Source organism: Vibrio sp. 2130-1, assembly GCF_033339515.1.
In genome coordinates this window covers 331,185-357,462 of record NZ_JAWOUT010000001.1, presented here as the reverse complement: position 1 = coordinate 357,462, position 26,278 = coordinate 331,185, and the positions used below count along the sequence as shown (strand labels likewise).

The window sequence follows — 26,278 nt, the reverse complement described above, 5'->3', positions numbered from 1 at the left end:
CCAGCAAAAATTTGAGACGCTTTCTTTACTGGTTATTTTCACAGTTCTTAGTGTTAGACTAACGTTCTTCAAGTTTTCTAAGGTTTCTCACATTTGAATATTCAACAAGGCTTCCTGCTAACTCGACAGGCACGAGACATCAAAGGTCAAACTCAAATCGAGCTGTGGCTTTCGACAGAAGCAGGTCCTACTCAGTTACTTATTAATGGTGAGAAGCCAGTCTTTTTCATCGCTCAGAAACACTCAGAGCAAGCAAAGACACTCGCACGAGAAAAAAACATATTCGTCGACATCCGCCTTTTGGATCTCAAAACGTTTGAACATACGCCTCTTGCTGCCTGCTATACCAATGTAACCAAAGACGCTCTCGCACTCAAAGACACATTCGCTCAAAAAGATATCACTACGTATGAAAGTGATATTCGCCTCGCCGATCGCTACCTAATGGAGCGTTTTATCAAAGGCAGTATCGAGTTTACAGGCAATGTGACTCGCACCAATGGCTACCAACGCGTCCAGAGCGCAAAATGCCGTGCGGGGCAATATGAGCCGAAGTTAAACGTTGTCTCGCTAGATCTAGAATGCTCTGAGAAAGGCATTCTTTACTCAATCGGATTAGACAGCGTCATGGATTCCCGCGTTATCATGATCGGAGAACCAGAACCTTCGGAGACACCGATACAATGGGTTAAGGATGAAAAAGCGCTTCTAGAAGCACTCATCGTTTGGTTTAAACAATTCGACCCCGATGTCATTGTCGGTTGGAACGTCATTGATTTTGACTTTCGTCTGCTACACAAACGAGCAGAATGGCACAACATGAAGCTAATGCTTGGTAGAGCAGACCAAGCCAGCTTTTTCAGAAGTTCATCTCAAAGCCAACAAGGGTTTATCTCCATTCCAGGGCGAGTTGTAATGGACGGTATCGATACGTTAAAAACGGCGACTTATCACTTTCGGTCTTGGTCATTAGAGTCTGTATCTCAAGAACTCTTAGGGGAAGGGAAAGAAACCCACAACGTTCATGACCGCATGGATGAGATCAATCGTATGTACCGCTCCGACAAACCATCGCTGGCTAAATATAATTTACAAGACTGCATGTTAGTGAATAAGATTTTCAATCACACTCACCTGCTCGACTTTGCAATAGAGCGCTCTCGTCTCACTGGTGTCGAACTGGATCGTGTCGGCGGTTCGGTTGCAGCATTCACAAACCTATACATGCCTCAGATACACCGAGCTGGCTACGTTGCTCCGAACCTACACCCTGAAAATTGGATTGCCAGCCCCGGCGGTTACGTGATGGACTCCATCCCTAACCTATATGATTCTGTTTTAGTATTGGATTTTAAGAGTCTATATCCATCGATTATTCGCTCTTTCTTGATTGATCCTATGGGTTTAGTTGAGGGGTTATTGCTCGATATTGGAAAAGAAGAAAATCAGGCTGTACCTGGCTTTCGCGGTGGGCAGTTCCATCGTACGAAACACTTTTTACCAGAAATGATTGAAAAGCTTTGGGCAGCACGTGATGTGGCAAAGAAGAACAATGAAAAAGCTTTTTCTCAGGCAATCAAAATCATCATGAACTCCTTTTATGGCGTACTGGGCTCATCGGGATGTCGTTTCTTTGATACTCGGTTAGCTTCTAGTATTACCATGCGCGGACATGAAATCATGAAGCAAACTAAGGTGCTGATTGAGGAGCAAGGATATCAAGTGATTTACGGCGATACGGATTCCACATTCGTGTCGTTGAATCGACCATACAGTCAAGTAGAGGCTGACGCTGTTGGAAATCAATTAGTTGATTACATCAACTCTTGGTGGCAAGAACACCTGCGTTCTGAGTACAACCTAACATCTATGTTGGAAATCGAGTATGAAACCCATTATCGCAGATTCCTTATGCCAACGATTCGTGGCGCAGAAACTGGCTCGAAAAAGCGCTATGCGGGTTTAATCGGTGAAGGAGAGCAAGAACGGATTGTATTTAAAGGGTTAGAAAGTGCCCGTACTGACTGGACCTCGTTAGCACAGAAATTTCAAAATACACTCTATAGCATGATTTTCCATGGTGAAGATCCAAGCGACTATGTCCGAGAGATGGTTGAGAAAACTAACAACGGTGAATTTGATGAACAGTTGGTGTATCAAAAGCGACTGCGAAGAAAACTGCATGAGTATCAGAAGAACGTCCCGCCACAAGTGCGTGCAGCTCGTTTAGCCGATGAGATAAATGCCAAGCTTGGCCGCCCATTACAGTATCAAAACAAAGGGCGAATTGAATACATTATTACCGTGAACGGCCCTGAACCTTATGAGTACCTCAATAGCCCGATTGATTATCAACATTACATTGATAAACAACTCAAACCCGTTGCGGATGCGATTCTCCCTTTCATTGGGACGGACTTTGACAGGCTTTCAGCGCCACAAATGGGGTTGTTTTAGCCGATACGAAACTCTGTTTTCTGGTACTGTTTGACTAACCAATCACCAAACGCATCAATTAGCCCGATAACAGAACGCTTGGGAATACCCCGGCCAGAAAGTAAAATTTCTAGCCGCTCGATCTCAAGCTGCTTTTCAGGATGATAAGTTAAGAATACCTTGCCACATTGTATAGGGTCATCAAACCAACGTTTATCTCGATACATCACCAAAGAGTATGACGCTCTTAGTAACTTTTTTGCAATCACGCGCTGGGCGGGCACCTGCTCTTCTATCGTCTTCGCTTGTACGATTTTTTTGCGATACACCGTAATCCAATCTTCCACATCCATATTCCAGTGCTTAGCAATTTCCCAACTTGGGACGTAATCACCGAAGCAGTCTGCTAGATCATCACCATAAACACAGACACAGCAATGCTTAAGCATAAAGCCCCAAGTAAAAATACTATCTAAATTAGCCACTTCGCTCACTAAGGCTGTACGGACCGATACACCATTAACGTGAGGGTAACTCTGCTGCGCACGCCACTTAATTGTGTTGAGCAAAGTCGCGCGATTGTGCTCAAAGGATGATTGAGTAACGACAACCAAGTCTAAGTTCGACTTCCCAACGATCGCTGTTTTGCGAGCAACACTACCGTATACATAAACGCTGTGTAAGTTTTGCCCCAGTCCACCTTTGAGACAAGCGGTGACTTCCCTAATTAAAGGCGCAAACTCTGGTTGAAATGGTTGTTTAGGATCGATAACAGGCAGAGACATGACTTAAAACGTGTTCTCAGATGGTTCAAGAAGTTGGACTATATGTTCTCTTAGCCGACTCACTGAATCAAGTCCATTCAGGTGTTTAGTCATGGGAGTAACAACAAATTTCTGCAATGAATTTTAATGCTAGGCGGCTAACTTAGCGCTATAATCACCGAGTTTTGCTTAATAAGTATGAATAGGAATATACAATGCCAAAGGCAAGTGAAATCAAAAAAGGCTTCGCAATCGAGTCTAATGGTAAAACTCTTCTAGTTAAAGACATCGAAGTAACGACTCCTGGCGGTCGTGGCGGCGCTAAAATCTACAAAATGCGTTGTACAGATCTAAACACGGGCGCACGTGTAGATGAGCGTTACAAGTCTGATGACGTTGTTGAAACGGTAGAAATGAACAAACGTGCAGTTGTGTACTCATACGCTGACGGCGATGAGCACATCTTCATGGATAACGAAGACTACTCACAATACACATTCAAGCACAATGAAGTTGAAGACGACATGCTGTTCATCAACGAAGATACACAAGGTATCCACATTATCCTTGTTAACGGTGCTGCAGTGGGTATTGAACTACCATCTTCTGTTGAGCTAGTGATTGAAGAAACTGACCCTTCAATCAAAGGTGCTTCTGCATCTGCTCGTACTAAACCAGCACGCTTCGCTTCAGGTCTTGTCATCCAGGTTCCTGAGTACATTGCAACTGGTGACCGTGTTATCATTAACACAGCTGAACGTAAATACATGAGCCGAGCATAAGCATGTCTGATTTGATTTCTTACGACGACGTCATCGACGCAGCGTACGACATTTTCCTTGAGATGGCTCCGGATAACCTAGAGCCTGCTGACGTGATTCTGTTTACTGCGCAATTTGAAGATCGTGGTGCCGCAGAACTTGTTGAAACCGGTGATGACTGGGTTGAACATGTTGGCTTCGAGATCGACAAAGAAGTATATGCAGAGGTTCGTATCGGCCTAGTAAATGAGGAAAATGACGTTCTTGATGACGTATTTGCTCGTATGCTAATCAGCCGAGACCCTGAACATAAGTTCTGCCATATGCTTTGGAAACGCGATTAACGTTTCTTCATCATGAACAAAAATACCAGCCTAGTGCTGGTATTTTTTTATCTGTTGTTTTTGTTTAGCTGAGATATTTGTTTATCCAAAGCACCCTGCTCTATATCGGCTTTAGATCCTTTTGTTATGTAACAGATAAGAAAAAGGCTTGCCGAATTGGCAAGCCTTTCTGATGTTTTGCTATCGATTAACGATGCTTGTTACGTGCGCCTTGGTCACCAGCAGCCTTCTTCGGCTTACGACGAGAAGGGTTGTTGCTGCGGCCTTTTGGCGTGTTAACACGCTCTTCATGGCGCTTAACTGCGCGACGAATTTTTTGGCTGCGTGCACGCTCACGTTTGCGTGACGTGTTGTCTTTGTTCAGATCAAGCATGGTTTCTTTCTCTGGACGAAGCTCTACAAGCTCACGCAAATAGTTTACTTCTTTCAGGTCAAGCTCCATCCAACCTCCACGAGGCAGTTTCTTGTCTAAGAAGATGTCGCCGTAACGAACACGTTTCAGACGGCTAACGGTACACTCTTGCGATTCCCATAGTCGACGAACTTCGCGGTTACGACCTTCGTTGATAACAACGTAAAACGTGTGGTTCATGCCTTCACCACCCGCGTAAACAACATCTTCAAAGCGAGCTAAACCGTCTTCCAGTTCAACACCTTTGACTAGATTACGAACTTTCTGTTCAGTTACTTCACCGAACACGCGTACTAGGTATTCACGTTCAACTTGGCGGCTTGGGTGCATTAAGCGGTTCGCCAGTTCACCATCCGTTGTGAAAAGTAGAAGACCAGAAGTGTTCGCATCCAGACGACCAACTGAAATCCAACGAGAGCCACGAATTTTTGGCAGACGATCAAAAACAGTACGACGACCTTCTGGATCGTGACGAGTACACAGTTCACCCTCAGGTTTGTAGTACGCAAGTACACGACAAATCACTTCTTCTTGAATCTTTGCAGAGACAATGTGACCATCGATACGAACTACGCTGCTCTCGTCTTCAAGTCTTTCACCAAGCTTAGCGACTACACCGTTCACGCTAACGCGACCAGATTTAATTAACGATTCAATCTCACGACGAGAACCGTGACCAGCACGTGCTAATACTTTTTGTAACTTTTCGCTCATTTATCTACCTATGTGTCGTCTTCACAGACGTCTAGACCAGGATTGGTCTGCATTTTGCTATTTACCCATTTCAGTGGGATTTTTCGGTCGGACATTATACGTAACTTTCTTAGTTAATGTAAGCTAAATCGGCGCCATTCTCCACACCAAAATTCACATCAAAAATGACCGAAATATTTGTCCTATTCTGCAACTTTTTTACTACTTAATGCAGGCATTGCTCAACGAGAATCCCACTAATATCGGTCTTCCTGAACCACTTTAACCACGCGGTACCTGATAAAATTGTCAGGGTTACAACAATAACCACTTGGGATGTGTTTACTGTTCGTATTGCTAGAAAGCAACGAAAAATAAGCCGTCCCTGTTTGCTGCTAAGTAATACCAATCACCGCAGACAATGAGCGCTCATAGCAAAGCAAGGTCGTGGGTAACAAGACAAAAATTGTCTTTAAGTCATTAGTTCACATCAAAAATAACACTAATGCTATCGTGTACTCTGACTCTCTAGGTTCGCTCTGCACTCTCGGCGATTGGCATAAATCAGACAAAAAGGAATAGAACAATGTCTATGCTAAATCTCGACCTAAATTGGATTTTTGGGACATCTCAAGATGACGATATGACAGGCACAAAAGGCTCTGAAACAACCGATATTTTCTTCGGCTTCTGTGGTGATGATAAGTTTGTAGGATACGGAGGTAATGATATTGTCTTCGGTGGCTGGGGAGATGATACCTTGCTTGGTGGCCGAGGTAACGACTTTGTTTCTGGCGGCTTTGGAAACGATTTCCTATCCGGCGGATTAGGAAACGACAAACTCTTTGGTGGCTGCGGCGACGACACAATTTTTGATTATTCAGGCAACAACTACTTGAGTGGTGGCTGGGGTAACGACACGCTCGTTGTTGGTGATGGTGAATCAGTACTGAGCGGTGGCTGTGGAGACGACACCTTCGTGCTTACAAACCGCCTGGCTATTGGTGTACCTGATCAGCCAGTGTCTTCCAACGATATTGATGTTAAAGCCGACATTGTCGATTTTAATATTTTCCATGACAAACTTGTCTTTGATATGGGCCGAGACACTGATAACGATGGCATTCGAGATACGTTCTTGGATTCAGCGGATGATCTGACTTTATCTTACAATGAATGTGGCTGGGCAGTATTCTCAAGTGATGAATACAATGTTGAAGTGACACTAAACGGTGTGAGCTCTGCATACATCAACTATGCAGAACAAAATGGTATCGACATTTTCGATTTCGCTTAACCTCAATCAGTTAAGTTCAATGAGATATTCGATATGACAACTAAAATAGGAGGCGCGATGCCTCCTATTTTGTTTGACGGTGGTGTGCGTCTACTATTCGAATGGTGCAGGGTCACCAGATCCCAAACGAACCACAACAGGTTCACCTTCGCTAAAGTCAATTACAGTCGTAGGTTGTTCACCTAAGTAACCGCCATTAAGAATCACATCAACCGCATGTTCTAGTTTATCGCGAATATCCTCTGGATCAGATTCTGTTACGTCACTGCCAGGTAGAATCAACGACGTAGACATCATCGGCTCACCTAATGCTTCCAACAAGTCCAAGGCAATTTGATTGTCTGGAACACGGATACCGATGGTCTTACGTTTTGCATTCATCAAACGACGCGGCACCTCTTTTGTGCCTTTGAAGATGAAGGTGTAAGGACCTGGTGTGTTATTTTTCAGCAGTCGGAATGCAGAGTTATCCACTCGGGCATAGAGAGAAAGCTCCGACAAATCACGACACAGCAAAGTAAAGTTATGCTTATCATCCAGACGACGAATCTGACAGATTCGTTCCAGTGCCTGTTTGTTCTCCAACTGACAGCCAAGTGCATACCCTGAATCAGTAGGGTAAACCACAACGCCGCCGTTACGAATGATTGCTACTGCTTGATTAATCAAGCGAGCCTGTGGGTTTTCTGGGTGAACGTAAAAAAACTGGCTCATTGTAATTCCTCATTATCGAGCCTCTCGGCTCTATATTTTTATGGGTTCTCGACTTCGTATTACTGAGTATTATTCAACGAAGGATCTATTCCCCAATCTTTCCAAACTGGTTCGACGCCAGCAGGCAACCATAGGTTCCTTCCTAGCTCCATCCACGGTGATGGGTAGTGAAAATCACTGCCTTGAGAGGCTAATAGTTTGTATTGTATAGCATAATCAGCCAAGTTGCGCCTTTCTTGTTGCGCTTGCTGTGGCTGTGCAACTTCCATCGCATCACCACCTGCTTCGACAAACGCTGCTAGAAGACGCTTAATCCACTTCGCTGTCAACTTATATCTGCCAGGATGCGCTAATACCGCCATTCCACCAGCCGCATGGATAGCATCAACCGCATCCTTCATCGAACACCAATTCGGTGGTACATAACCTGGGTTATTACGCGTTAGGTATTTTTTAAACACCATTTGCATGGTTTTTGCGTAACCATTATCTACCAACCATTTCGCGAAATGCGCTCTTGTCACTGGAGCATCACCGGCGATTTGCCTTACCTCTTCAAGCACACCTACTCGAGTAGCTTTTTGTAGTCGCTCTGCAATTAACTCAGATCGTGTTATGCGATGCTGCTTCTGCTGTTCTATGAGGGCAGATAATTGTTCATTTTCCGGATCAATATTCAGGCCGACAATATGAATGTCTTTGTTTTGCCAGACGGTCGATATCTCAATGCCATTGATGATTTTTATCGGCAAATTATTATCTTGAACGTATTGCTTAGCTAACGCCAAACCGTCAACCGTATCGTGATCAGTGATCGCCAAAACCTCGATATCAAAACTCAGCGCCCTTTCCACTAAATCTTTAGGTTCTAACCGACCGTCCGATGCAGTGGTGTGACTATGTAAATCAATTCTCATATTTTTATCGTTTTAATGCCGTTTTGGGGTTGACTTTTTACTCTCGCACTAGTTAACTAGTACACAAATACAAAGTACGTAATTTAAGGTTCACCATGTTACAAGAATTTAACCAAAACCAAAAAGCGAAAGTTGCGGTTTGTCTTAATAAGGCAAACTCATCAGATCTTGCTTGGTGGCGCACTTGGACTAGTTCTTGGTGGGCAAACGTATACTTCTAGTTTATAGAACCAAACGTTGTAAAGCCCGCTACTTAAGCGGGCTTTTTTGTTTTGTTGCTCATTTCACATTCAACTGCCTAAACATTAATCGAATATAGCCAACTCTAGATTGGGAGAACGTTTGCTTTATGCGACTATGTACGGCAGGAAGATTTAAACAGCTACAAGGAGGTCTTGTGAACAAGGCCATTGAAATTAAGAAACTTGGACAGCTTGAAGTGCTAACGGCTTCCGTCCCTTATACTCAAGACCCGACTCGCTTGTTCCACACACTATGTGAGAACAAAACTGACAGCCTATTGCTGGAATCTGCTGAGATCGATTCAAAGCAAAATTTAAAATCCCTGCTGATCGTAGATTCAGCGGTTCGCATTGTTTGCTTCGGCCATACCGTTAGCATGCACGCCTTGACCAATAACGGTAAAAACCTACTGTCTCACCTAAACCAGAACATCCGTGGTGACGTTGAGAGCAAGTTCGATGGCGAAACGCTAACTTTGGAGTTTAACCAGCCATGCGACACGTTAGATGAAGACTCTCGACTACGTGAAGCCTCTTCTTTCGATGCGCTGCGTTTGGTTCAGCATAGTTTTGATATTTCACAGCAAGACAAACACGCGATTTTCCTTGGTGGTCTGTTTGCCTACGACTTAGTCGCAAACTTCGAGCCGCTTGGTAATGCCGAAGCAACAAATCAGTGTCCAGATTACGTTTTCTACGTAGCGGAAACACTACTTGTTGTCGACCATCAAACGGAATCTTGCCAGCTTCAAGCGACGTTGTTTGTTGATGGTTCAGAGAAAACAGCGTTAGAGACTCGTATTGCAGAAATTAGCGCCCAGTGTGCAGCGCCAAAACTGTTGCCGAGTGCAGAGCAAATAACAGATGTAACGGTAGAACCTAGCGTGTCTGATGCAGACTTCTGCCAAACCGTTCGCGACTTAAAAGAGTTCGTAGTGAAAGGCGATGTATTCCAAGTTGTACCGTCTCGTAGATTCACTCTACCTTGTCCTTCTCCACTGGCGGCTTACAAAGAACTGAAACAAAGTAACCCAAGCCCTTACATGTTCTACATGCAAGATGAGCTGTTCACTCTGTTTGGCGCATCACCTGAAAGCGCGCTTAAGTATGAAACCGATACCAACCAAATTGAAATCTACCCAATTGCAGGCACACGTCGCCGCGGTAAGCGCCCGAATGGAGAGATCGATTTCGACCTAGATAGCCGCATCGAACTTGAACTACGCACCGACATGAAAGAAAACGCAGAACACATGATGTTGGTTGACTTAGCACGTAACGACGTCGCTCGTATTGCTCAAGCTGGCACTCGCCACGTAGCAGACCTTCTAAAAGTCGACCGTTACAGCCACGTGATGCACTTGGTATCACGCGTGGTTGGTCAACTGCGTGAAGACCTAGACGCACTGCACGCATACCAAGCTTGTATGAACATGGGCACGCTCACTGGTGCACCAAAGATTCGCGCAATGCAGTTGATTCGCGATGTGGAAGGCGCACGTCGCGGTAGCTACGGCGGTGCGGTTGGTTACCTAACTGGTGAAGGCACACTCGACACGTGTATCGTCATTCGCTCAGCTTACGTAGAAAACGGCATTGCTCAAGTTCAAGCTGGTGCAGGCGTGGTGTTCGACTCTGATCCGCAAGCGGAAGCAGACGAAACGCGCGGCAAAGCACAAGCGGTAATCTCTGCTATCCAAGCAGCGCATAAGTCACAATAAGGAATAGGGTTCAGAGATGGCTAATATCATTTTTATCGACAACTTTGACTCGTTCACCTACAACCTTGTGGATCAATTCCGCTCGCTAGGTCACTCAGTCAAGATTTACCGAAACAACATTCCAGCAGAAACCATTGAACAAGCGATAAACGAGCTTGAAAACCCGGTGGTTCTGCTATCGCCAGGTCCTGGCGCACCGTCAGAGGCAGGCTCAATGCCGGAGCTTATCCAACGCATGAAGGGCAAAGTGCCGATGATCGGCATTTGTCTTGGTCACCAAGCGATTGTTGAAGCGTACGGTGGCACCGTTGCTGGCGCGGGCGAAATCATTCACGGTAAGGTCTCTATGATGGAGCACCAAAACCATGCGATTTACCAAAACCTACCATCACCACTTGCAATTGCACGTTACCACTCGCTAGTTGCGACCAAGGTTCCTGAGAGCCTAACCATCACAGCAGAAGTGGATGACTTGGTAATGTCTGTTGTACATGAAGAAGATAAAGTTTGCGGGTTCCAATTCCACCCGGAATCTATTATGACGACCTACGGAGCAACACTGTTGGCCAATGCCATTGAATGGGCACTTGAAGAACAAACTTCAGCGAACCCACTCACTGCTTAAAAAGCACTTGGCACATAAGAAATTTATGAGAGGAAATATGGAAGCAATCATCAACCCTATTATTACCAAACTGTACGAGCAAGAATCGCTTACTCAGGAAGAGAGCCAACAGCTATTCGACATCATTATCCGTGGTGAACTAGATCCAATTTTGATGGCGTCAGCGCTGACTGCACTAAAAATCAAAGGCGAAACGCCAGACGAAATTGCAGGTGCGGCAAAAGCACTGCTGGCAAATGCAAACCCATTCCCTCGCCCAGATTACGATTTCGCAGATATCGTAGGTACTGGCGGCGACGGTCACAACACCATCAACATTTCAACCACTGCGGCGTTTGTTGCTGCAGCATGTGGTCTAAAAGTAGCGAAACACGGTAACCGCAGCGTTTCAAGCAAATCTGGTTCTTCTGACCTTCTTGATTCATTTGGTATCAACCTAGCTATGAGCGCAGAAGATACGCGCAAAGCGGTAGACGATATTGGTGTTGCTTTCCTATTTGCACCTCAGTACCACGGTGGTGTACGCCATGCGATGCCAGTGCGTCAAACCATGAAAACACGCACCATCTTTAACATTCTTGGCCCACTGATTAACCCTGCTCGTCCTAACATCGAATTGATGGGCGTTTACAGTAAAGAACTGGTTCGTCCTATCGCAGAAACCATGCTACAAATGGGTATGAAGCGCGCCGCTGTAGTACACGGCAGTGGCTTGGACGAAGTAGCAATTCACGGTGAAACAACCGTTGCCGAAATCAAAGACGGTGAGATCACAGAATACAAATTAACGCCTGCAGACTTCGGTCTAGACGCGCACCCACTAGAAGCAATCAAAGGTGGCGATCCTGAAGAAAACAAAGCGATCATTACCAACATTCTGACGGGTAAAGGTACAGACGCACAATTGGGCGCAGTGGCAGTGAACGTTGCTCTGCTAATGCGTCTATTCGGCCACGAAGATTTAAAAGCCAACACGCAACAAGCGATTGAGGCAATGAATTCAGGCAAGGCGTACCAATTGGTACAACAACTTGCCGCACACGCTTAAGGAATTGCAGAAGATGACTGACTTCAACACTCAGCAAGCTGACAACCTGTCTGAACACGTTTCTAAGAAAGAAGCAGAAATGGCAGAAGTACTGGCGAAAATTGTCCGCGACAAATATCAGTGGGTAGCAGACCGTAAGATGTCTCAACCGCTAAGCACATTTCAGTCTGATTTGCTGCCATCGGACCGCAGCTTCTACGATGCTCTGAGTGGCGAAAATACGGCCTTCATCACCGAATGTAAGAAGGCATCTCCTTCTAAAGGTTTGATTCGTGATCACTTCGACTTGGATTACATTGCGTCGGTTTACAACAACCACGCAGATGCAATTTCAGTCCTAACAGACGAAAAGTACTTCCAAGGTAACTTTGACTTTCTTCCTCAAGTGCGCGGTCAAGTCAAACAACCGGTTCTGTGCAAAGACTTCATGGTAGATACCTACCAAGTTTACCTAGCACGTCATTACAGTGCTGATGCCGTGCTACTGATGCTTTCTGTCCTTAATGACGAAGAGTACAAAGCGCTAGAGGAAGCGGCGCACAGCCTGAACATGGGTATCTTGACCGAAGTCAGCAACGAAGAAGAGCTTCATCGTGCAGTTAAGCTAGGCGCACGCGTTATCGGCATTAATAACCGTAACCTTCGCGACCTAAGTACTGATTTGAATCGTACGAAAGAACTGGCACCGACCATTCGTGAACTGGCTCCTAACGCAACAGTAATCTCAGAATCTGGCATTTATACACATCAACAAGTTCGTGATTTAGTGGAATACGCAGACGGCTTCTTGATTGGTAGTTCACTGATGGCGGAAGACAACCTTGAACTTGCAGTACGTAAAGTGACGTTAGGCGAAAACAAAGTCTGTGGCTTAACGCACCCAGATGACGCAGCGAAAGCGTACCAAGCTGGTGCGGTATTTGGTGGTCTGATTTTTGTCGAGAATTCGAAGCGTGCGGTCGACCTTGAAGGTGCGCGCTTAACCATGAGCGGTGCTCCACTTAACTACGTAGGCGTGTTCCAAAATCACGATATCGATTTTGTTGCTTCTGTCGTGACCTCTTTGGGTTTAAAAGCGGTGCAACTGCACGGTCAAGAAGACCAAGCTTACGTTAATCAGCTAAAAGCAGAGCTACCAGCATGTGTTGAAATCTGGAAAGCTTACGGTGTGACAGATGCGAAGCCAGAACTGCTTTCGGACAACATTGACCGTCACCTATTAGATGCACAAGTTGGCACTCAAACAGGTGGAACCGGACAAGTGTTCGACTGGTCACTGATCGGCGACCCAAGTCAAATTATGCTAGCGGGCGGACTGTCGCCAGAAAATGCTCAACAAGCAGCGACACTAGGTTGCTTGGGATTAGATTTAAACTCTGGTGTAGAAAGCGCACCAGGCAAAAAAGATTCACAGAAGTTGCTCGCGGCATTCACTGCTATTCGCAACTACTAAAGCTGGATATCAGCTAAAAAATTTAAAGCTATTCGTAGCGAAAAATACGAGAAGGAATATAACGATGGCAAAACTGAATGCCTACTTTGGCGAATACGGCGGTCAGTACGTTCCGCAAATTCTAGTTCCAGCACTGGAGCAACTAGAGCAAGCGTTTATCGACGCGCAAGAAGATCCAGAATTCCGCAGCGAATTCATGACGCTTCTTCAAGAGTATGCGGGCCGTCCAACGGCTTTGACTCTAACTCGTAACCTAACCAAAGGTACGAAAACCAAACTGTACCTAAAACGTGAAGACCTACTTCACGGTGGCGCGCACAAGACCAACCAAGTGTTGGGTCAAGCGCTGCTTGCAAAACGCATGGGTAAAAACGAAATCATCGCAGAAACAGGCGCAGGCCAACACGGTGTAGCAACTGCACTAGCGTGTGCGCTGCTTGGCCTTAAGTGTCGCGTTTACATGGGTGCAAAAGACGTTGAGCGTCAAAGCCCGAACGTATTCCGTATGAAGCTAATGGGCGCAGAAGTCATTCCTGTCCACTCGGGTTCAGCGACACTTAAAGATGCATGTAACGAAGCGCTGCGTGACTGGTCTGCAACTTATGAAGACGCGCACTACCTACTAGGTACAGCGGCAGGTCCTCACCCATTCCCAACCATCGTGCGCGATTTCCAACGCATGATTGGTGAAGAAACGAAGAATCAGATTTTGGCACGTGAAGGCCGTCTTCCTGATGCGGTTATCGCATGTGTGGGCGGTGGTTCAAACGCTATCGGCATGTTTGCTGACTTCATCGAAGAAGAAAGCGTTCGCCTAATTGGTGTTGAGCCAGCAGGTAAAGGTATCGATACTGACCAGCACGGTGCGCCACTTAAGCATGGTAAAACTGGCATCTTCTTTGGTATGAAAGCGCCATTGATGCAAGATCCTAACGGCCAAGTTGAAGAGTCTTACTCAGTATCTGCTGGCCTTGATTTCCCTTCAGTTGGTCCACAACACGCACACCTAAACGCAATTGGCCGTGCTGAATACGACAACGTGACAGACGATGAAGCGCTAGAAGCATTCCAAGAGATTGCTCGCCATGAAGGCATCATCCCTGCACTTGAATCTTCTCACGCCGTGGCACACGCACTGCGTATGGCTCGTGAGAACCCAGAAAAAGAACAATTGCTGGTTGTTAACCTATCAGGTCGTGGTGATAAAGATATCTTCACTGTACATGCCATCCTAGAAGAAAAAGGAGCGATCTAATGAGCCGTTATGAGAAGATGTTTGCGCGCCTAAACGAAAAGAACCAAGGCGCATTTGTACCGTTCGTAACGGTTTGCGATCCAAACGCAGAGCAGTCTTACAAAATCATGGAAACACTGGTTGAGTCTGGCGCAGATGCCCTTGAACTCGGTATTCCATTTTCAGATCCTCTTGCGGATGGCCCGACTATCCAAGGTGCGAACATTCGTGCTCTAGATTCAGGCGCAACACCGGATATCTGCTTCGAACAAATTGGCAAGATCCGAGCTAAGTACCCAGAGCTACCTATTGGCCTTCTGATGTACGCGAACCTTGTTTACTCTCGTGGTATCGAGAACTTCTATGAGCGTTGTGCAAAAGCAGGCATCGATTCTGTTTTGATTGCAGACGTACCAACTAATGAAAGTACTGAGTTCGTTGCGGCTGCAGAGAAGTTTGATATTCACCCAATCTTCATCGCACCACCAACAGCAAGTGATGAAACACTGAAGCAAGTATCAGAGTTAGGTGGCGGCTACACTTACCTACTCTCTCGTGCAGGTGTTACTGGCGCAGAAACCAAAGCAAACATGCCTGTAGGTCATATGCTCGATAGACTGAACCAATTTGATGCACCACCAGCGCTACTTGGTTTTGGCATCTCTGAGCCTGCACAGGTGAAACAAGCACTAGAATCTGGTGCGGCTGGTGCAATTTCTGGTTCAGCCGTGGTCAAAATCATTGAAGCGAACGTTGAGCAGCCACAAATTATGCTCGACAAGCTAGGTGAATTCGTTTCTGCAATGAAAGCTGCCACTCAAAAATAATTTCAGTTTGATATGACACAACAACGCCCGCTTAACATTATGTTTAGTGGGCGTTTTCTTACTATCGCGTTTATACCACGTCATTTTTTGTTCAACGCCCGCACTTTCCAAATCTATCTCAAGCAGAGCACTCAAAGAGTGTTAAGCTTGGGTCACTTAACTAACTCAATAAAGCAATGTGCAGTAAGGTTGCTACATGGAAGAAGTCAAAACACTGCTAGCCAAATGTCCTGTACTATCAGGGCTGCCAGATAAAGGGCTCAGTGAAGCAGCGCAAATGACTAAGGTTCGCTGCTTCGACGAAAAAGCACTGATTTGCAATAAAGGTGCACTTCAATCTTCTCTTATGGTCATAGCTCAAGGTGCAGTGAGAGTGAACTCAATTAGTTCAAAAGGCAAAGAAGTCACACTGATGATTTTCGAAGCTGGTGGCTGGTTTGGAGACAATGTTTTTTCTCCCGGTATGCCTCGTATTTTTGGTGCGACCGCGCATTCGGACGTGACTGTAATGGAGCTTCCTGGAGATAAATTTCGCCAGTTACTCGCCAAATACCCTCAAAGTTACCCCACTATACTCGACTTACTTAGCCGCCGTTTATGGTCTGCTATTTCTGTTATCGAAGATGACGCGATTAGAGGAATTGAAGAACGAGTCGCCAAAAGGTTGCTGCTGCTTGCTGAATACCAACTTAATCAAGCGATCGATACTCGACCATGCGTTGTCAGGGTAACAAGAGAACATATCGCTAACATGATGGGGCTAACTCGTCAGAGTGTACACAAGATACTAAAACGATTAGAAAGTATCGGGATGCTAGAGCTAAACTATGGCTCAGTAACCATTACCAATCCGAAGCGCTTAGAAGAATACTTTAAAGAACTCGAGCAATAGATCCATTCAACAAACGGCAAGTATTGTCTAACGATAGCTAAAAAACTTATGCATCTAGTTGGTTAATAGCACAACACCATTTGCGCTTAGGCAAGTGGCGCTGTGACACAAAAACCATTGAATTGACTAAGCTATATTCAATTCAGATTTCAACTCACGTTTCAAAATCTTTCCTGTCGCACTCATCGGGAGGTGTTCACGAATTTCGACATAACGAGGATACTTAAACGAGGCTAATTGCTCTTTACCCCACTTATGTAATGAATCGGCGTCAATGTATTCTTTTGGTTTAAGTACAACGTAGGCTTTTATCTCTTCGCCATACTCTTCATTTGGAATCCCTATCACCGCTACCATTGAAACTGCAGGATGAGTCATGAAAACTTCTTCAATTTCTCTGGGATAAACATTAAATCCACCTCGAATGATCAGATCTTTCATTCTATCGACAATAAATAAATTACCTGAACTGTCAAAGCGGCCCACATCACCAGTATGGAACCAACCATTTTGTAGCGCAGATTCAGTAACTTCTGGGCGGTCAAGATATCCCTTCATAACATTATGACCACGCACAACAATCTCACCTTCTTCGCCTATCGGTAGTGCATTACCTTCAATATCGATAACTTTTACTTCGACACCTTGAACCGGTTGACCTACCGAGCCTGGTATGCGCTCCTGATCCAAATGATTAAAACATGCAATAGGACTTGTCTCCGATAACCCGTATCCTTCTAAGATCGGCACATTAAATGTTTCTTCAAAGGTTCGAAAGATTTCGGTTGGCAATGGCGCACCACCGCTTACTGCAACACGCAATGACGAGGTATCAAATTGATGCTGCACATGAAGCAGACCGATGTACATCGTTGGCACACCAGCAAATATCGTCACCCTATGTTTTTCCACCAGCTCAAGAACATGTTTAGGCTCAAACCTAGGCACTAACACCAATGTTGCCCCGCCCAAAACACTAGCATTTAAGTGGACGGTTTGACCAAATGTATGAAATAAAGGCAAAGTTACTAAGTGAATATCATCGGCCTGGCTGCCCATAATGTTTTGTGCCACCAGAGCGTTCATTATGATGTTCTGCTGAGTCAGTTCAGCGCCTTTTGGTAAGCCTGTCGTCCCTGATGTATACAAAATCACACATGTATCATCCGCATTACGCGGTATATAATCCGGCAACGGTTGGACATCGGCTATAAACGCATTGAGAGTTATTACACCATTCCAATAGCTTTCATCTTGAGATTGAGTCAGTACGACTATGCCTTCGCATGTATCGACTTGTTCAAAGGCTTTGACACCCTCTTTTGCCATTGGCAGTTCTTTCGTCCCTTCAAAGCAGAAATAAAACTTCGCTTTTGAATCTTCTAAGTGATACTTAATTTCTCGCGCTTTCAAAAGCACATTTAATGGGACTGCAACCGCGCCGGCTTTTTGTATTGCATAATAAACAAACGCGAAAAAAGGAATGTTTGGGCATGAAATCGCAACGCGGTCACCTGGCTTTACGCCTTTATTGATTAAAGACGCTGCGATCTTGCCAGCGATCGCATCAAATTGCGCATAATTTATCTTTTCAGCGCCACATATCAACGCCGTTTTATCTGGTTTACTCGCAGCATTTCTTTGTAACGCAGCAGCAAGATTCATCATAGTCTCTTCACCTCTTACTTGTCTTTCTCGTCTAATCAGCTCAGGAGCATTAACTAAGCAAGTTACCCCTAACACTGGATCGTCAGCATTTGAGTCTCACCAGTCATTATCATTTAACATTATGTTTACAACGCAATCAGGACTAAGAATGTAAAGCAATTAACATTTCAGAAGGTAAATTAATAAAAGTGTGAGCTTGAAAGAAATGAATTGTTATAAATATCAACCCAAGTCACTAAAAACTCTGACTGCAATATCAAATACAAAAGCGGTTAAAATTAACAAAAAGAAAACAAATAAAGAAAAATAAACTTGGACAATCCTAAGCGCGACCCTTATAAGAAAAATCAATAGCAAACGTTTGCCATTGAACAAAACTTTATCGTTCGTCAATAAAATATCGATTAATCCATCAATAATACCTTGCTGCATATTGCCAATTGTAAACGATAAGTGTAAAAAGCAAGGCGAGATAATTATCCGTAAATCCATTTATGGTTAGTGGGTAATTTTAGGATTTTACATTTTATTAGCACAGAGGTTATGGAAGTGTTAAAAGAAAAGAGTTTGCTAAACAACATTGGCGTACAAGTCGTAATCGCCATGATCGTGGGCACAGCCGTTGGTGCCATGATGGGTCATGATGCGACAGTGTTCGCTCCTTTAGGTGCTATCTTTATCAACTTAATCAAAATGTTGGTTATTCCTTTGGTCGCTGTAGCCTTGATTTCTGGCGCCGCTGGTCTTGGGAACAGCCAGTCAGCAGGTAAAGTTGGCATCGTCACTCTAGGTTATTTTGGTTTAACATCCGCCCTAGCCGTTGCGCTTGCACTATTTATGGGTGAAGTATTCCAACCAGGCATGGGTATCGACGTCTCTGGCGTTGAAGGCATGTTCTCAGCAGAATACGCTTCAAAAGGTGAACTACCTACTTTCTGGGCAACCATCACTGGTATGATCCCAACCAACGTTTTCCAATCACTAAATGAAGCAAACATCCTACAGATCCTCGTTTTCTGTATGTTCTTTGGTATTGCGATTTCTAAGCAAGCAAAAGAACGTCGTGAACCAATCATCAATGGTGTTAACTGCATCGTTGACGCAATGGTTTGGATGATCAACAAAGTAATGATCATTGCACCTATCGGTGTATTTGGTCTGATGGCAGAAGCCGTCGGTACGTTCGGTTTTGGTGCGCTAATGGTGGTATTCAAACTGTTCGTTGTTTACGTTGCTGCCATCCTAATCTTCGGTTTCGTTGTTTACCCAGCAATGGTGCATGTTTTCACGAAGACATCTGCGAAGAAATTCCTGTCTTCAATGAAGAAACCGCAAGCAGTTGCGCTTTCAACAGCGTCTTCTATGGCAACACTGCCTGTCACAATGGACACCTGTGAAAAAGAGCTGGGCGTAAAAAATTCAACTGCATCATTTGTTCTGCCTCTAGGCGCAACGATCAACATGTCAGGTAATGCGATTTACTATGGCTTGGTTGCTATCTTCTTTGCTCAACTGTTCAATATCGATCTAGGCATGGGCGCTTACATTGCAATTATCGTAACGTCTACATTGGGTGCGGTTGGTCAAGCGGGTGTTCCTGGCCCTTCTTTCCTAGTGGTTGCCGTGCTTCTTGCCGCTGGTATTCCAATTGAAGGTCTACCGCTACTATTCGCTCTTGACCGTATTTTCGATATGATTCGTACAGCACTGAACATCACAGGTGATGCTGCATGTGCAGTTATCGTTGATTCGCTAATTGAAGAAGAAACGGCAGAAGCTGAGCTAAAAAAGCAAGAAGCCTAACCCTTTCTTGAATAGACCAAAGACCGCTCATAATGAGCGGTTTTTTGTCTTTTCTTGCATTACGTAACTATACAAATAGAAACCGATGGCATAAATTTTTCAAAATGATATAAACCATTACAAAATATAACAAAACGTTAGAGCTAGGTTATATCATGAGTCTTGAGCAATCTTTGGAATATCTCACCAAAACAAATTTGCCGATCGAATCAAAGCAGCAGGCACTGGTTGACTCAGTTATTCTTACCCTAACGAAACAAAAACGAGATGCTCTTTTTCAACAGGTTGCTCTGTATCGAATAAAACTGCTTAAATCTCTCTTTCCTAAACACGCATCAAAAAGTCTTTCTGCACTATTTGAGTTAATGGATTATCGAGATTTAGTGCAACAGTATCCGACAGGTTTCTCCAAAGAGATTCGTTTACTTGAACAACTTGCCGCAGATTGTTACCCGCATTGGATGGTTTTCTGGTGTCAATGCGAGATCGAAGCAATCAAGCAAAAATATCCTTCAAACGAAGCTGCGATTCCTACTCCGCTTCCGTTTGACGACCACAGCTATACTAGCGTGTTAATTGAAGATATCGCAGATTGCGATCTTGAGGTAATGCTGCCAAATCATGCAGCGTTAATGCCGATTTCCGAAGCGATCACACTGAGTAATCTTGAGCTTTTCGTCCAAACTGAACAATGGTTTGAAATCTTGCCTCTTTTATCACTCTCGCAAAAAGGGCAGCACTTTGCGCTCTTGCTCAAATCGTCATCTTCACCAATCTTGGTCTCCTCCGCTTTAGTGCAAAGCTGGCATCAACGAAATAACTGGCTCAGTTACTCACCACAGTTTAGTAACGAACAATGGCAGTTTTGCTTTCCTAATCATGGGTACAGTGTTCTCAGTCAACTGGGTATTTTGGAGTGTCGTGCTCTAACTCATGAGCACACTCTTATTGGGTTTGATGCTCAGTTTCAATCTCATGTAAAAAACACTGAAGCGGTTTGCGAAGTACTGCGTCTTACGGTGGGAGGCAACATTCAACAAAAGCTGTATTTTTTGTATCTGGCGCAAAAAACTATGATGAGCGAGCTCTATAAAGCAGGCTATAAGCTCGGCTTTACCATTATTGAGCAAGTATTTATGTTAAATTTCTATCAATCTATTGATTTAAGTGCCTACTTTCACTCAGGATACCGCGACATTAACGGTGACGGTACCAAGACATACCGCGGTTTCTGGAATTTAGGTATGATGGTTGAAGCATTTCAAGACATACAATTTCGCGACTACAAACATTGCGTACGAACAAAAAGAATGGATAAAAAGGTGAATGAGCATGCTTGATGTTCATTTGCACGGTCTCTTTTACCCAAAAGCAATGGCATTGTACGCGACTGTACTAATAGTATTCGCTTGGCTACTGTATTACTGCTATCGCCTAAAACAGAAGAGTGAATCAATCTTAGGCTCGCATCACGCGCCTTACATCGCTTATTCCAGCTGTATCATTGTTTGGATAAGCAGCAACGCCTATTTCCATACCGATTTATTGCCAGAATTAGGCTCTGTTGGTGGCATTTTTATGGCTAAGTTAGCGAACTTAGCGTCTTTTTTCGCCTTTGCGTTTGCATTCTATTTTTCTTGCCAGTTAACCGCAGATGTTAAAAAAACAGCGGTCAAAGTCTGGCAAAAAGTCGTCTTTGTCGCACTAGCAACGTATTCACTGTACATCAACTTAGTGCCGAATCTTACTGTCGAAAATGTCACCATTAGTGGTCCAAGCCAGTTCGTCATTGAATTTGGCCCACATACCTCATATTTTTTCATTAGTTTGCTAGCTTTCGTGGTACTAACGCTGCTTAACTTGATTGCCATGCGCGCTAACAGCAGCAAGCTCACGCTAGCAAAAAGCAACTATATGATCGCTGGCATTTTGGTATTCATGTTATCTACGGCAGTGATACACCTTGGAATGACGTATTTCCTTGGCGACTTCTCCCTAACTTGGTTACCACCAGCACTTTCAATCAGCGAAATGTTGTTTGTCGGCTATGCTCTACTTACCTCTCGCTTCTACAGCGCTAAATATCTCACGTACTTAACGGTAAGCGCGCTCTTAGTTTGCGCCATTTTTGTTCTGCCGCTAGGGGCGATATTTATTCCTATCTCTGAAGATAACCAATGGCTTGTTGCGGTACCTTTATGCGCGCTTATCGGTATCACTTGGCACTTGCTTTTTAAGCGAGTCAGTCGTTTCGCTTCGTATTTTATTTATGGGAAACGACACACTCCCGTTCAGCAAATCCTTGGGTTAGAGGAAGAGTTTAAACGCTCAATAGATGATGCTATGCGTCAGTTGGCATCGTTACTTAACATACCAAACAACAAGCTACAGCTAGTCACTAGCAATTACACAGAAACGTTTTACGAAGAGTACCTGCCGTCAAGCAAGTCAGTTCTCGTGCTAGATGAGTTGTCTGAAGAAATTGATTATGCCTCCTCTTCTAAAGGGTCGATGAGAAAGCTCTACGAGCGCATGCGCTCAAGCAATACTGCGCTCGTTATGCCTCTCTTCGGTCGTGGAAAGTCTGTTACTCACTTACTAATTTCTTCACATAAAATAGATAATAAGCTGTTTTCTAATGAAGAAATCTCAGCTCTGCAAACGTTATTAGTTCGCATCCAGAGCACCATTGAAGCCGATAGAAAGGTACGCCAAAGCCGTGCGCTGGCTAACTCCATTGCACATGAAATGCGTAACCCTCTCGCTCAAGTACAATTACAATTTGAAGCTTTAAAACAGCATATAGAGTCAAACGCCTCACTGGATACGCTAAAAAGAGAAATTGATAAAGGTGAAGCCGCTATACAACGCGGTCGACAACTTATCGATATTATTTTACGAGAAGTTAGCGACAGTTCACCAGAGCATGAGCCTTTAGCTCTCACTTCCATACATAAAGCCATCGACCAAGCAGTAAGCCGTTATGGTTTTGAAAACGATCAAATAATAGAGAGAATTAACCTGCCACAGGCACACGATTTTGTCGCGAAGTTAAATGAGACCCTGTTTAACTTTGTCATTTTCAATTTGATTCGTAACGCTATCTACTATTTTGATTCTTATCCCGACAGTCAAATTGAGATTCGTACCCAGACGGGGGCTTACGAAAACATTCTGATCTTCCGAGATAGTGGGCCAGGTATAGATAGCAGTATCTTACACAAGATATTTGATGACTTTTTCTCGTATCAAAAAAGCGGAGGCAGTGGCTTAGGTTTGGGCTATTGCCAACGTGTTATGCGCTCCTTCGGAGGACGAATAGAGTGCCAGTCTGAATTGAACGAGTTCACAGAATTCTACTTGTATTTCCCAGTCGTACCAAACGCACCAAAACCAGAGACATTAAGAGCACCGGACTTTGATAGCTGGAAAGCAACTGCATCACATTCTGAAAATCATTCAGCTCAACACGTACAAGTATGTAAAGATGCACCAACAGTGCTCATTGTAGATGACAAAGAGGTGCAACGCACCTTGGTACAGATGTATTTAAAAAGATTGGGAGTCAACAGCTTACAAGCAAATAATGGAGCCTCTGCGGTAGAACTATTCCACTCTCACAAGATTGATCTCGTTCTTATGGATGTCCAAATGCCGGTAATGAATGGATTTGACGCCAGCCAGCGGATTAAGCAAATCACATCCTCCGTTCCAATCATTGCCTTATCTGGTGAGTCTGGAGCTAGAGAGTTGGAGCTAATTTCGAAACTCATGGATGACAGGCTCGAAAAGCCCACCACGTTAAATGCACTTCAAGTCGTCATCCAAAGATGGTTACAGAACGAGAATTTTGCACCTTCCAGCACTTTTTAATTTGCAAATATAGAATTGGCACTAGATGTGCATTATTGGAGTAAATCGAATTATCCAGAAGGTCAAGCAGGCTGCAAATGAGTAGCGTATGAGCTTGATAAGGAGATCGCCATGTTACTTCATCGACATACATACTACGGCTTGATTCATCATGGAATCAAAACACTGTTACTTGATCGCTTAGGCCACTATACAGAAGAAGAGTATCATCAATATCTGACCCTGATGACTGGTAAATCCACTTGCTTCACGATGTCTCTCGAAGAGCTAGAAGCAACGGTCGATAACTTACTGCGGGAAGGCTATTTAGAAGATGTAAAAACGCTTATTTCCCAATATCAACGTGTGGCTTAAGGTTTAAAACTCTCAACTCTATTGCCGCTTCACGCGGCAATTTTTATTCCTTCCATTTGCTGTTTCGACATGGAAGAAGCTTGCGGGCTGTAAGATATACTAAGCGTTACTATTCTTACCTTAACTTCCTCAGTATTCACATCTTGTCAGATTCCGTTAGACTGTCTTCAATTCAATAATTAGGTAGATTTTGCCATCATGAAGCAGATCCTAGACTTTATACCACTCATCGTTTTCTTCGCTTTATACAAGCTGTACGACATCTACGTGGCGACAGGTGCACTGATCGTAGCAACAGCCATTCAACTTGTCGTCACCTACGCGCTGTATAAGAAAGTCGAAAAGATGCAGCTAATAACATTTGTTATCGTCACTATCTTCGGCGGCATGACCCTTTTCTTCCACGACGACAATTTTATAAAGTGGAAAGTCACCATCATTTACGCGATTCTGGCGATTGGCTTAGCAGTGAGCCACGCATTGGGAAAATCAGCCATCAAAGGTATGCTAGGCAAGGAAATTACGTTACCTGACGCTGTTTGGGCAAAGATTAACTGGGCTTGGGTTGGCTTCTTCTCATTCTTCGCTGGCTTAAACATTTATATTGCTTACGAATTGCCGTTGGATGTTTGGGTTAACTTCAAAGTATTTGGAATGTTGATCGCGACATTTGCCTACATGATTGCGACTGGCTTTTACATTTATAAACACATGCCAAAAGAACAAAAAAATAACTCATCCGATGTGTCCACTGATGATTAAAAACTCAGTTTTGCTATAATCCGCGACTTCACAGCGACCTTAGGGTCGCTGTTTTGCTCCATGTATCAGTAAACCGCTCAAACAACGTACCGTTTTCAGACCATTCTTGCTGCTGTAAACCAACTTTCTCTGGTCCGGTATCTGCGGTTTTTTAAGGACCTTTGGTTCTAGGTATTTACTATGTTGGCGCTTAGTTTGAGCGCCTTTAAGATTTAGGATGTCACAATGAGTCAAGAAATTAGCTCTCCGAAAGGTCAAATGCTGCTTCGTACCCTTGCAATGCCTGCAGATACAAACGCCAATGGCGATATTTTTGGCGGTTGGATAATGTCTCAGCTCGACTTAGCGGGCGCGATTCTGGCAAAAGAGATCTCTTGTGGTCGCGTTGTCACCGTTTCGGTATCAAGCATTACGTTCAAAAAACCTGTTGGTGTGGGCGATGTCGTATGCTGCTACGGCGAATGCACTAAGATCGGCCGCACATCCATGAGTGTCGATTTGGAAGTATGGGTCAAACCCGTCAAAGCTCACGGTGTTGGCGAACGCTTCATGGTTTGTGATGCGACCTTCAACTACGTAGCCATTGACAGTGAAGGTAAACCACGTCCGGTTCAGAATTAGTCAACCTACAACGCTAACAGTTAGAAAGGATCTCACATTTTCTGTTGTTCACTTGTGAGAGACACAAAAAAGGCGTTAAATTAACACTTTACCCTACCAATTAAGGAACTATGCTATGTGGTATGTCATCTTTTCACAGGACGTTGAGAACTCGTTGGAAAAACGCATGAGCGTTCGCCCACAACACTTGGATCGCTTACAAAAGCTACAAGACGAAGGTCGCCTTCTTACAGCTGGTCCGATGCCTGCGATAGATTCTGACAATCCTGGTGAAGCTGGATTTACGGGCTCAACTGTCATCGCTGAATTCGCCTCGCTAGAGGATGCTAAAGCGTGGGCAGAAGCCGATCCTTATGTAGCGGCTGGTGTTTACGATCATGTAATCGTGAAACCGTTCAAAAAAGTGTTTTAATTTATGAAAAAATTACTGTGTCTTTTCTTGGTATTTGGTGCTCTGGCTGGCTGTTCATCAACCGATGATAATCAGCGCCAACTTGAGCTTATGGCATCAAACCGAGCAGGAGTCTTGTCTGCGGGCCTCCCTTTAGAGTACGGTCCACTGCAAATAATGCGTGTCTCATCCAACAAAAATGTTGTAGAGATGATGATGATTTATAACGATGGCGCACTCGGTGCAAAGCCGTTAAATCAAGTACTGAATACCAGTATCTATACCTACTGCAGCAACCCAGAAGTTCGCAAGCAAATTGATATGGGCTTGATGTATCGTATTAAGGTACGTAATTCTCGCGGTCAGTTGATGGCAGATGAGTTGGTTTCCGCACAGACTTGTACTCAGGTGAAGTAGCTACAGTAA

At 44.3% G+C, this 26,278-nt stretch carries 25 protein-coding genes and 1 other annotated feature; of the genes, 20 read left to right on the top strand and 5 right to left on the bottom strand.

Going from position 1 to position 26,278, the window contains the following annotated elements:
* Window positions 1-93 precede the first annotated feature (93 nt).
* The gene (locus R7Q09_RS01680) at window positions 94-2,457 is read left to right on the top strand and encodes a DNA polymerase II (protein ID WP_318070836.1); all 2,364 of its coding nucleotides are present in this window, start codon (window positions 94-96) and stop codon (window positions 2,455-2,457) included.
* Here the strand turns inward: R7Q09_RS01680 and R7Q09_RS01675 are convergent.
* Window positions 2,454-3,221, bottom strand: coding sequence for a nucleotidyltransferase domain-containing protein (locus tag R7Q09_RS01675; RefSeq protein ID WP_318070835.1), 768 nt, complete (start codon window positions 3,219-3,221; stop codon window positions 2,454-2,456). The two genes, R7Q09_RS01680 and R7Q09_RS01675, sit on opposite strands and share 4 nt — an antisense overlap.
* Before the next feature lie 194 nt (window positions 3,222-3,415).
* Between R7Q09_RS01675 and yeiP the strand changes: the two genes are divergently transcribed.
* The gene (gene yeiP / locus R7Q09_RS01670) at window positions 3,416-3,982 is read left to right on the top strand and encodes an elongation factor P-like protein YeiP (protein ID WP_005376801.1); all 567 of its coding nucleotides are present in this window, start codon (window positions 3,416-3,418) and stop codon (window positions 3,980-3,982) included.
* Window positions 3,983-3,984: 2 nt separating this feature from the next.
* The gene (locus R7Q09_RS01665) at window positions 3,985-4,305 is read left to right on the top strand and encodes an HI1450 family dsDNA-mimic protein (protein WP_005376800.1); all 321 of its coding nucleotides are present in this window, start codon (window positions 3,985-3,987) and stop codon (window positions 4,303-4,305) included.
* A 187-nt stretch (window positions 4,306-4,492) separates the two neighbouring features.
* Here R7Q09_RS01665 and rluB read toward each other — a convergent pair whose 3' ends face one another.
* Window positions 4,493-5,431 carry a 23S rRNA pseudouridine(2605) synthase RluB gene (gene rluB, locus R7Q09_RS01660; RefSeq protein WP_054701249.1) on the bottom strand — a complete coding sequence of 313 codons (939 nt, stop codon included), beginning with the start codon at window positions 5,429-5,431 and terminating at the stop codon, window positions 4,493-4,495.
* Window positions 5,432-5,996: 565 nt separating this feature from the next.
* On the opposite strand from rluB, the gene R7Q09_RS01655 reads away from it, so the two are divergent.
* Entirely contained in the window at window positions 5,997-6,707 is a 711-nt protein-coding gene (locus R7Q09_RS01655) for a calcium-binding protein (RefSeq protein ID WP_005376796.1), read from the top strand.
* Between the two features lie 93 nt (window positions 6,708-6,800).
* On the opposite strand, the gene R7Q09_RS01650 is transcribed toward R7Q09_RS01655, so the two are convergent.
* On the bottom strand, window positions 6,801-7,421 hold the full coding sequence (locus tag R7Q09_RS01650) for an L-threonylcarbamoyladenylate synthase (protein WP_005376791.1): 621 nt from the start codon (window positions 7,419-7,421) through the stop codon (window positions 6,801-6,803).
* A gap of 59 nt (window positions 7,422-7,480) precedes the next feature.
* Window positions 7,481-8,338 (bottom strand): RNase RNM, encoded by an 858-nt coding sequence (gene rnm, locus R7Q09_RS01645; protein ID WP_005386777.1) that lies wholly within the window; start codon window positions 8,336-8,338, stop codon window positions 7,481-7,483.
* Window positions 8,339-8,433: 95 nt separating this feature from the next.
* Between rnm and R7Q09_RS01640 the strand changes: the two genes are divergently transcribed.
* From R7Q09_RS01640 to R7Q09_RS01605, 8 genes are all read left to right on the top strand, one after another.
* Window positions 8,434-8,559 (top strand): trp operon leader peptide, encoded by a 126-nt coding sequence (locus R7Q09_RS01640; protein ID WP_005376787.1) that lies wholly within the window; start codon window positions 8,434-8,436, stop codon window positions 8,557-8,559.
* Window positions 8,506-8,609: a sequence feature (Trp leader region), on the top strand. Its footprint overlaps the gene before it by 54 nt.
* A 126-nt stretch (window positions 8,610-8,735) precedes the next feature.
* Entirely contained in the window at window positions 8,736-10,301 is a 1,566-nt protein-coding gene (locus R7Q09_RS01635; protein ID WP_025767265.1) for an anthranilate synthase component 1, read from the top strand.
* A 16-nt stretch (window positions 10,302-10,317) separates the two neighbouring features.
* On the top strand, window positions 10,318-10,926 hold the full coding sequence (locus R7Q09_RS01630) for an aminodeoxychorismate/anthranilate synthase component II (RefSeq protein ID WP_054577683.1): 609 nt from the start codon (window positions 10,318-10,320) through the stop codon (window positions 10,924-10,926).
* 37 nt (window positions 10,927-10,963) lie between these two features.
* Entirely contained in the window at window positions 10,964-11,974 is a 1,011-nt protein-coding gene (gene trpD, locus R7Q09_RS01625) for an anthranilate phosphoribosyltransferase (protein ID WP_005376784.1), read from the top strand.
* A gap of 13 nt (window positions 11,975-11,987) precedes the next feature.
* The gene (trpCF, locus tag R7Q09_RS01620) at window positions 11,988-13,427 is read left to right on the top strand and encodes a bifunctional indole-3-glycerol-phosphate synthase TrpC/phosphoribosylanthranilate isomerase TrpF (RefSeq protein ID WP_318070834.1); all 1,440 of its coding nucleotides are present in this window, start codon (window positions 11,988-11,990) and stop codon (window positions 13,425-13,427) included.
* A 64-nt stretch (window positions 13,428-13,491) separates the two neighbouring features.
* On the top strand, window positions 13,492-14,682 hold the full coding sequence (gene trpB / locus R7Q09_RS01615; RefSeq protein ID WP_005376781.1) for a tryptophan synthase subunit beta: 1,191 nt from the start codon (window positions 13,492-13,494) through the stop codon (window positions 14,680-14,682).
* Complete coding sequence (gene trpA / locus R7Q09_RS01610) at window positions 14,682-15,488, top strand: tryptophan synthase subunit alpha (protein WP_258480346.1); 807 nt, start codon at window positions 14,682-14,684, stop codon at window positions 15,486-15,488. The genes trpB and trpA overlap by 1 nt, the downstream gene beginning before the upstream one ends.
* 196 nt (window positions 15,489-15,684) lie before the next feature.
* Complete coding sequence (locus R7Q09_RS01605) at window positions 15,685-16,380, top strand: Crp/Fnr family transcriptional regulator (protein ID WP_005376777.1); 696 nt, start codon at window positions 15,685-15,687, stop codon at window positions 16,378-16,380.
* Between the two features lie 126 nt (window positions 16,381-16,506).
* On the opposite strand, the gene R7Q09_RS01600 is transcribed toward R7Q09_RS01605, so the two are convergent.
* Window positions 16,507-18,048 carry a long-chain-fatty-acid--CoA ligase gene (locus R7Q09_RS01600; protein ID WP_262643584.1) on the bottom strand — a complete coding sequence of 514 codons (1,542 nt, stop codon included), beginning with the start codon at window positions 18,046-18,048 and terminating at the stop codon, window positions 16,507-16,509.
* A 543-nt stretch (window positions 18,049-18,591) separates the two neighbouring features.
* Here R7Q09_RS01600 and R7Q09_RS01595 point away from each other — a divergent pair.
* The 8 genes from R7Q09_RS01595 (at window position 18,592) to R7Q09_RS01560 (ending at window position 26,269) form a co-directional block, all read left to right on the top strand.
* Window positions 18,592-19,851, top strand: coding sequence for a dicarboxylate/amino acid:cation symporter (locus tag R7Q09_RS01595; RefSeq protein ID WP_285335030.1), 1,260 nt, complete (start codon window positions 18,592-18,594; stop codon window positions 19,849-19,851).
* A 155-nt stretch (window positions 19,852-20,006) separates the two neighbouring features.
* Window positions 20,007-21,191 carry an acyl-homoserine-lactone synthase gene (locus R7Q09_RS01590; protein WP_318070833.1) on the top strand — a complete coding sequence of 395 codons (1,185 nt, stop codon included), beginning with the start codon at window positions 20,007-20,009 and terminating at the stop codon, window positions 21,189-21,191.
* Window positions 21,184-23,724 (top strand): hybrid sensor histidine kinase/response regulator, encoded by a 2,541-nt coding sequence (locus R7Q09_RS01585; protein WP_167415321.1) that lies wholly within the window; start codon window positions 21,184-21,186, stop codon window positions 23,722-23,724. Before R7Q09_RS01590 ends, R7Q09_RS01585 begins: the two co-directional genes overlap by 8 nt.
* Window positions 23,725-23,835: 111 nt before the next feature.
* Window positions 23,836-24,078, top strand: coding sequence for a hypothetical protein (locus tag R7Q09_RS01580; protein ID WP_017634694.1), 243 nt, complete (start codon window positions 23,836-23,838; stop codon window positions 24,076-24,078).
* A gap of 198 nt (window positions 24,079-24,276) precedes the next feature.
* Entirely contained in the window at window positions 24,277-24,840 is a 564-nt protein-coding gene (locus R7Q09_RS01575; protein ID WP_005376769.1) for a septation protein A, read from the top strand.
* A gap of 225 nt (window positions 24,841-25,065) precedes the next feature.
* Window positions 25,066-25,461, top strand: coding sequence for an acyl-CoA thioester hydrolase YciA (yciA, locus tag R7Q09_RS01570; RefSeq protein ID WP_005376768.1), 396 nt, complete (start codon window positions 25,066-25,068; stop codon window positions 25,459-25,461).
* 115 nt (window positions 25,462-25,576) lie between these two features.
* Entirely contained in the window at window positions 25,577-25,873 is a 297-nt protein-coding gene (locus tag R7Q09_RS01565) for a YciI family protein (RefSeq protein WP_005386727.1), read from the top strand.
* A 3-nt stretch (window positions 25,874-25,876) separates the two neighbouring features.
* Window positions 25,877-26,269 carry a GspS/AspS pilotin family protein gene (locus R7Q09_RS01560; RefSeq protein WP_005386726.1) on the top strand — a complete coding sequence of 131 codons (393 nt, stop codon included), beginning with the start codon at window positions 25,877-25,879 and terminating at the stop codon, window positions 26,267-26,269.
* The last annotated feature ends 9 nt before the right edge of the window (window positions 26,270-26,278 follow it).

Excerpts from the sequence above, each read along its gene's own strand:
- R7Q09_RS01675 (WP_318070835.1), bottom strand. The coding sequence starts at position 3,221 with ATGTCTCTGCCTGTTATCGATCCTAAACAACCATTTCAACCAGAGTTT.
- yeiP (WP_005376801.1), top strand. The coding sequence starts at position 3,416 with ATGCCAAAGGCAAGTGAAATCAAAAAAGGCTTCGCAATCGAGTCTAAT.
- R7Q09_RS01665 (WP_005376800.1), top strand. The coding sequence starts at position 3,985 with ATGTCTGATTTGATTTCTTACGACGACGTCATCGACGCAGCGTACGAC.
- rluB (WP_054701249.1), bottom strand. The coding sequence starts at position 5,431 with ATGAGCGAAAAGTTACAAAAAGTATTAGCACGTGCTGGTCACGGTTCT.
- R7Q09_RS01655 (WP_005376796.1), top strand. The coding sequence starts at position 5,997 with ATGTCTATGCTAAATCTCGACCTAAATTGGATTTTTGGGACATCTCAA.
- R7Q09_RS01650 (WP_005376791.1), bottom strand. The coding sequence starts at position 7,421 with ATGAGCCAGTTTTTTTACGTTCACCCAGAAAACCCACAGGCTCGCTTG.
- rnm (WP_005386777.1), bottom strand. The coding sequence starts at position 8,338 with ATGAGAATTGATTTACATAGTCACACCACTGCATCGGACGGTCGGTTA.
- R7Q09_RS01640 (WP_005376787.1), top strand. The coding sequence starts at position 8,434 with ATGTTACAAGAATTTAACCAAAACCAAAAAGCGAAAGTTGCGGTTTGT.
- R7Q09_RS01630 (WP_054577683.1), top strand. The coding sequence starts at position 10,318 with ATGGCTAATATCATTTTTATCGACAACTTTGACTCGTTCACCTACAAC.
- trpD (WP_005376784.1), top strand. The coding sequence starts at position 10,964 with ATGGAAGCAATCATCAACCCTATTATTACCAAACTGTACGAGCAAGAA.
- trpCF (WP_318070834.1), top strand. The coding sequence starts at position 11,988 with ATGACTGACTTCAACACTCAGCAAGCTGACAACCTGTCTGAACACGTT.
- trpB (WP_005376781.1), top strand. The coding sequence starts at position 13,492 with ATGGCAAAACTGAATGCCTACTTTGGCGAATACGGCGGTCAGTACGTT.
- trpA (WP_258480346.1), top strand. The coding sequence starts at position 14,682 with ATGAGCCGTTATGAGAAGATGTTTGCGCGCCTAAACGAAAAGAACCAA.
- R7Q09_RS01605 (WP_005376777.1), top strand. The coding sequence starts at position 15,685 with ATGGAAGAAGTCAAAACACTGCTAGCCAAATGTCCTGTACTATCAGGG.
- R7Q09_RS01600 (WP_262643584.1), bottom strand. The coding sequence starts at position 18,048 with ATGATGAATCTTGCTGCTGCGTTACAAAGAAATGCTGCGAGTAAACCA.
- R7Q09_RS01595 (WP_285335030.1), top strand. The coding sequence starts at position 18,592 with ATGGAAGTGTTAAAAGAAAAGAGTTTGCTAAACAACATTGGCGTACAA.
- R7Q09_RS01590 (WP_318070833.1), top strand. The coding sequence starts at position 20,007 with ATGAGTCTTGAGCAATCTTTGGAATATCTCACCAAAACAAATTTGCCG.
- R7Q09_RS01585 (WP_167415321.1), top strand. The coding sequence starts at position 21,184 with ATGCTTGATGTTCATTTGCACGGTCTCTTTTACCCAAAAGCAATGGCA.
- R7Q09_RS01580 (WP_017634694.1), top strand. The coding sequence starts at position 23,836 with ATGTTACTTCATCGACATACATACTACGGCTTGATTCATCATGGAATC.
- R7Q09_RS01575 (WP_005376769.1), top strand. The coding sequence starts at position 24,277 with ATGAAGCAGATCCTAGACTTTATACCACTCATCGTTTTCTTCGCTTTA.
- yciA (WP_005376768.1), top strand. The coding sequence starts at position 25,066 with ATGAGTCAAGAAATTAGCTCTCCGAAAGGTCAAATGCTGCTTCGTACC.
- R7Q09_RS01565 (WP_005386727.1), top strand. The coding sequence starts at position 25,577 with ATGTGGTATGTCATCTTTTCACAGGACGTTGAGAACTCGTTGGAAAAA.
- R7Q09_RS01560 (WP_005386726.1), top strand. The coding sequence starts at position 25,877 with ATGAAAAAATTACTGTGTCTTTTCTTGGTATTTGGTGCTCTGGCTGGC.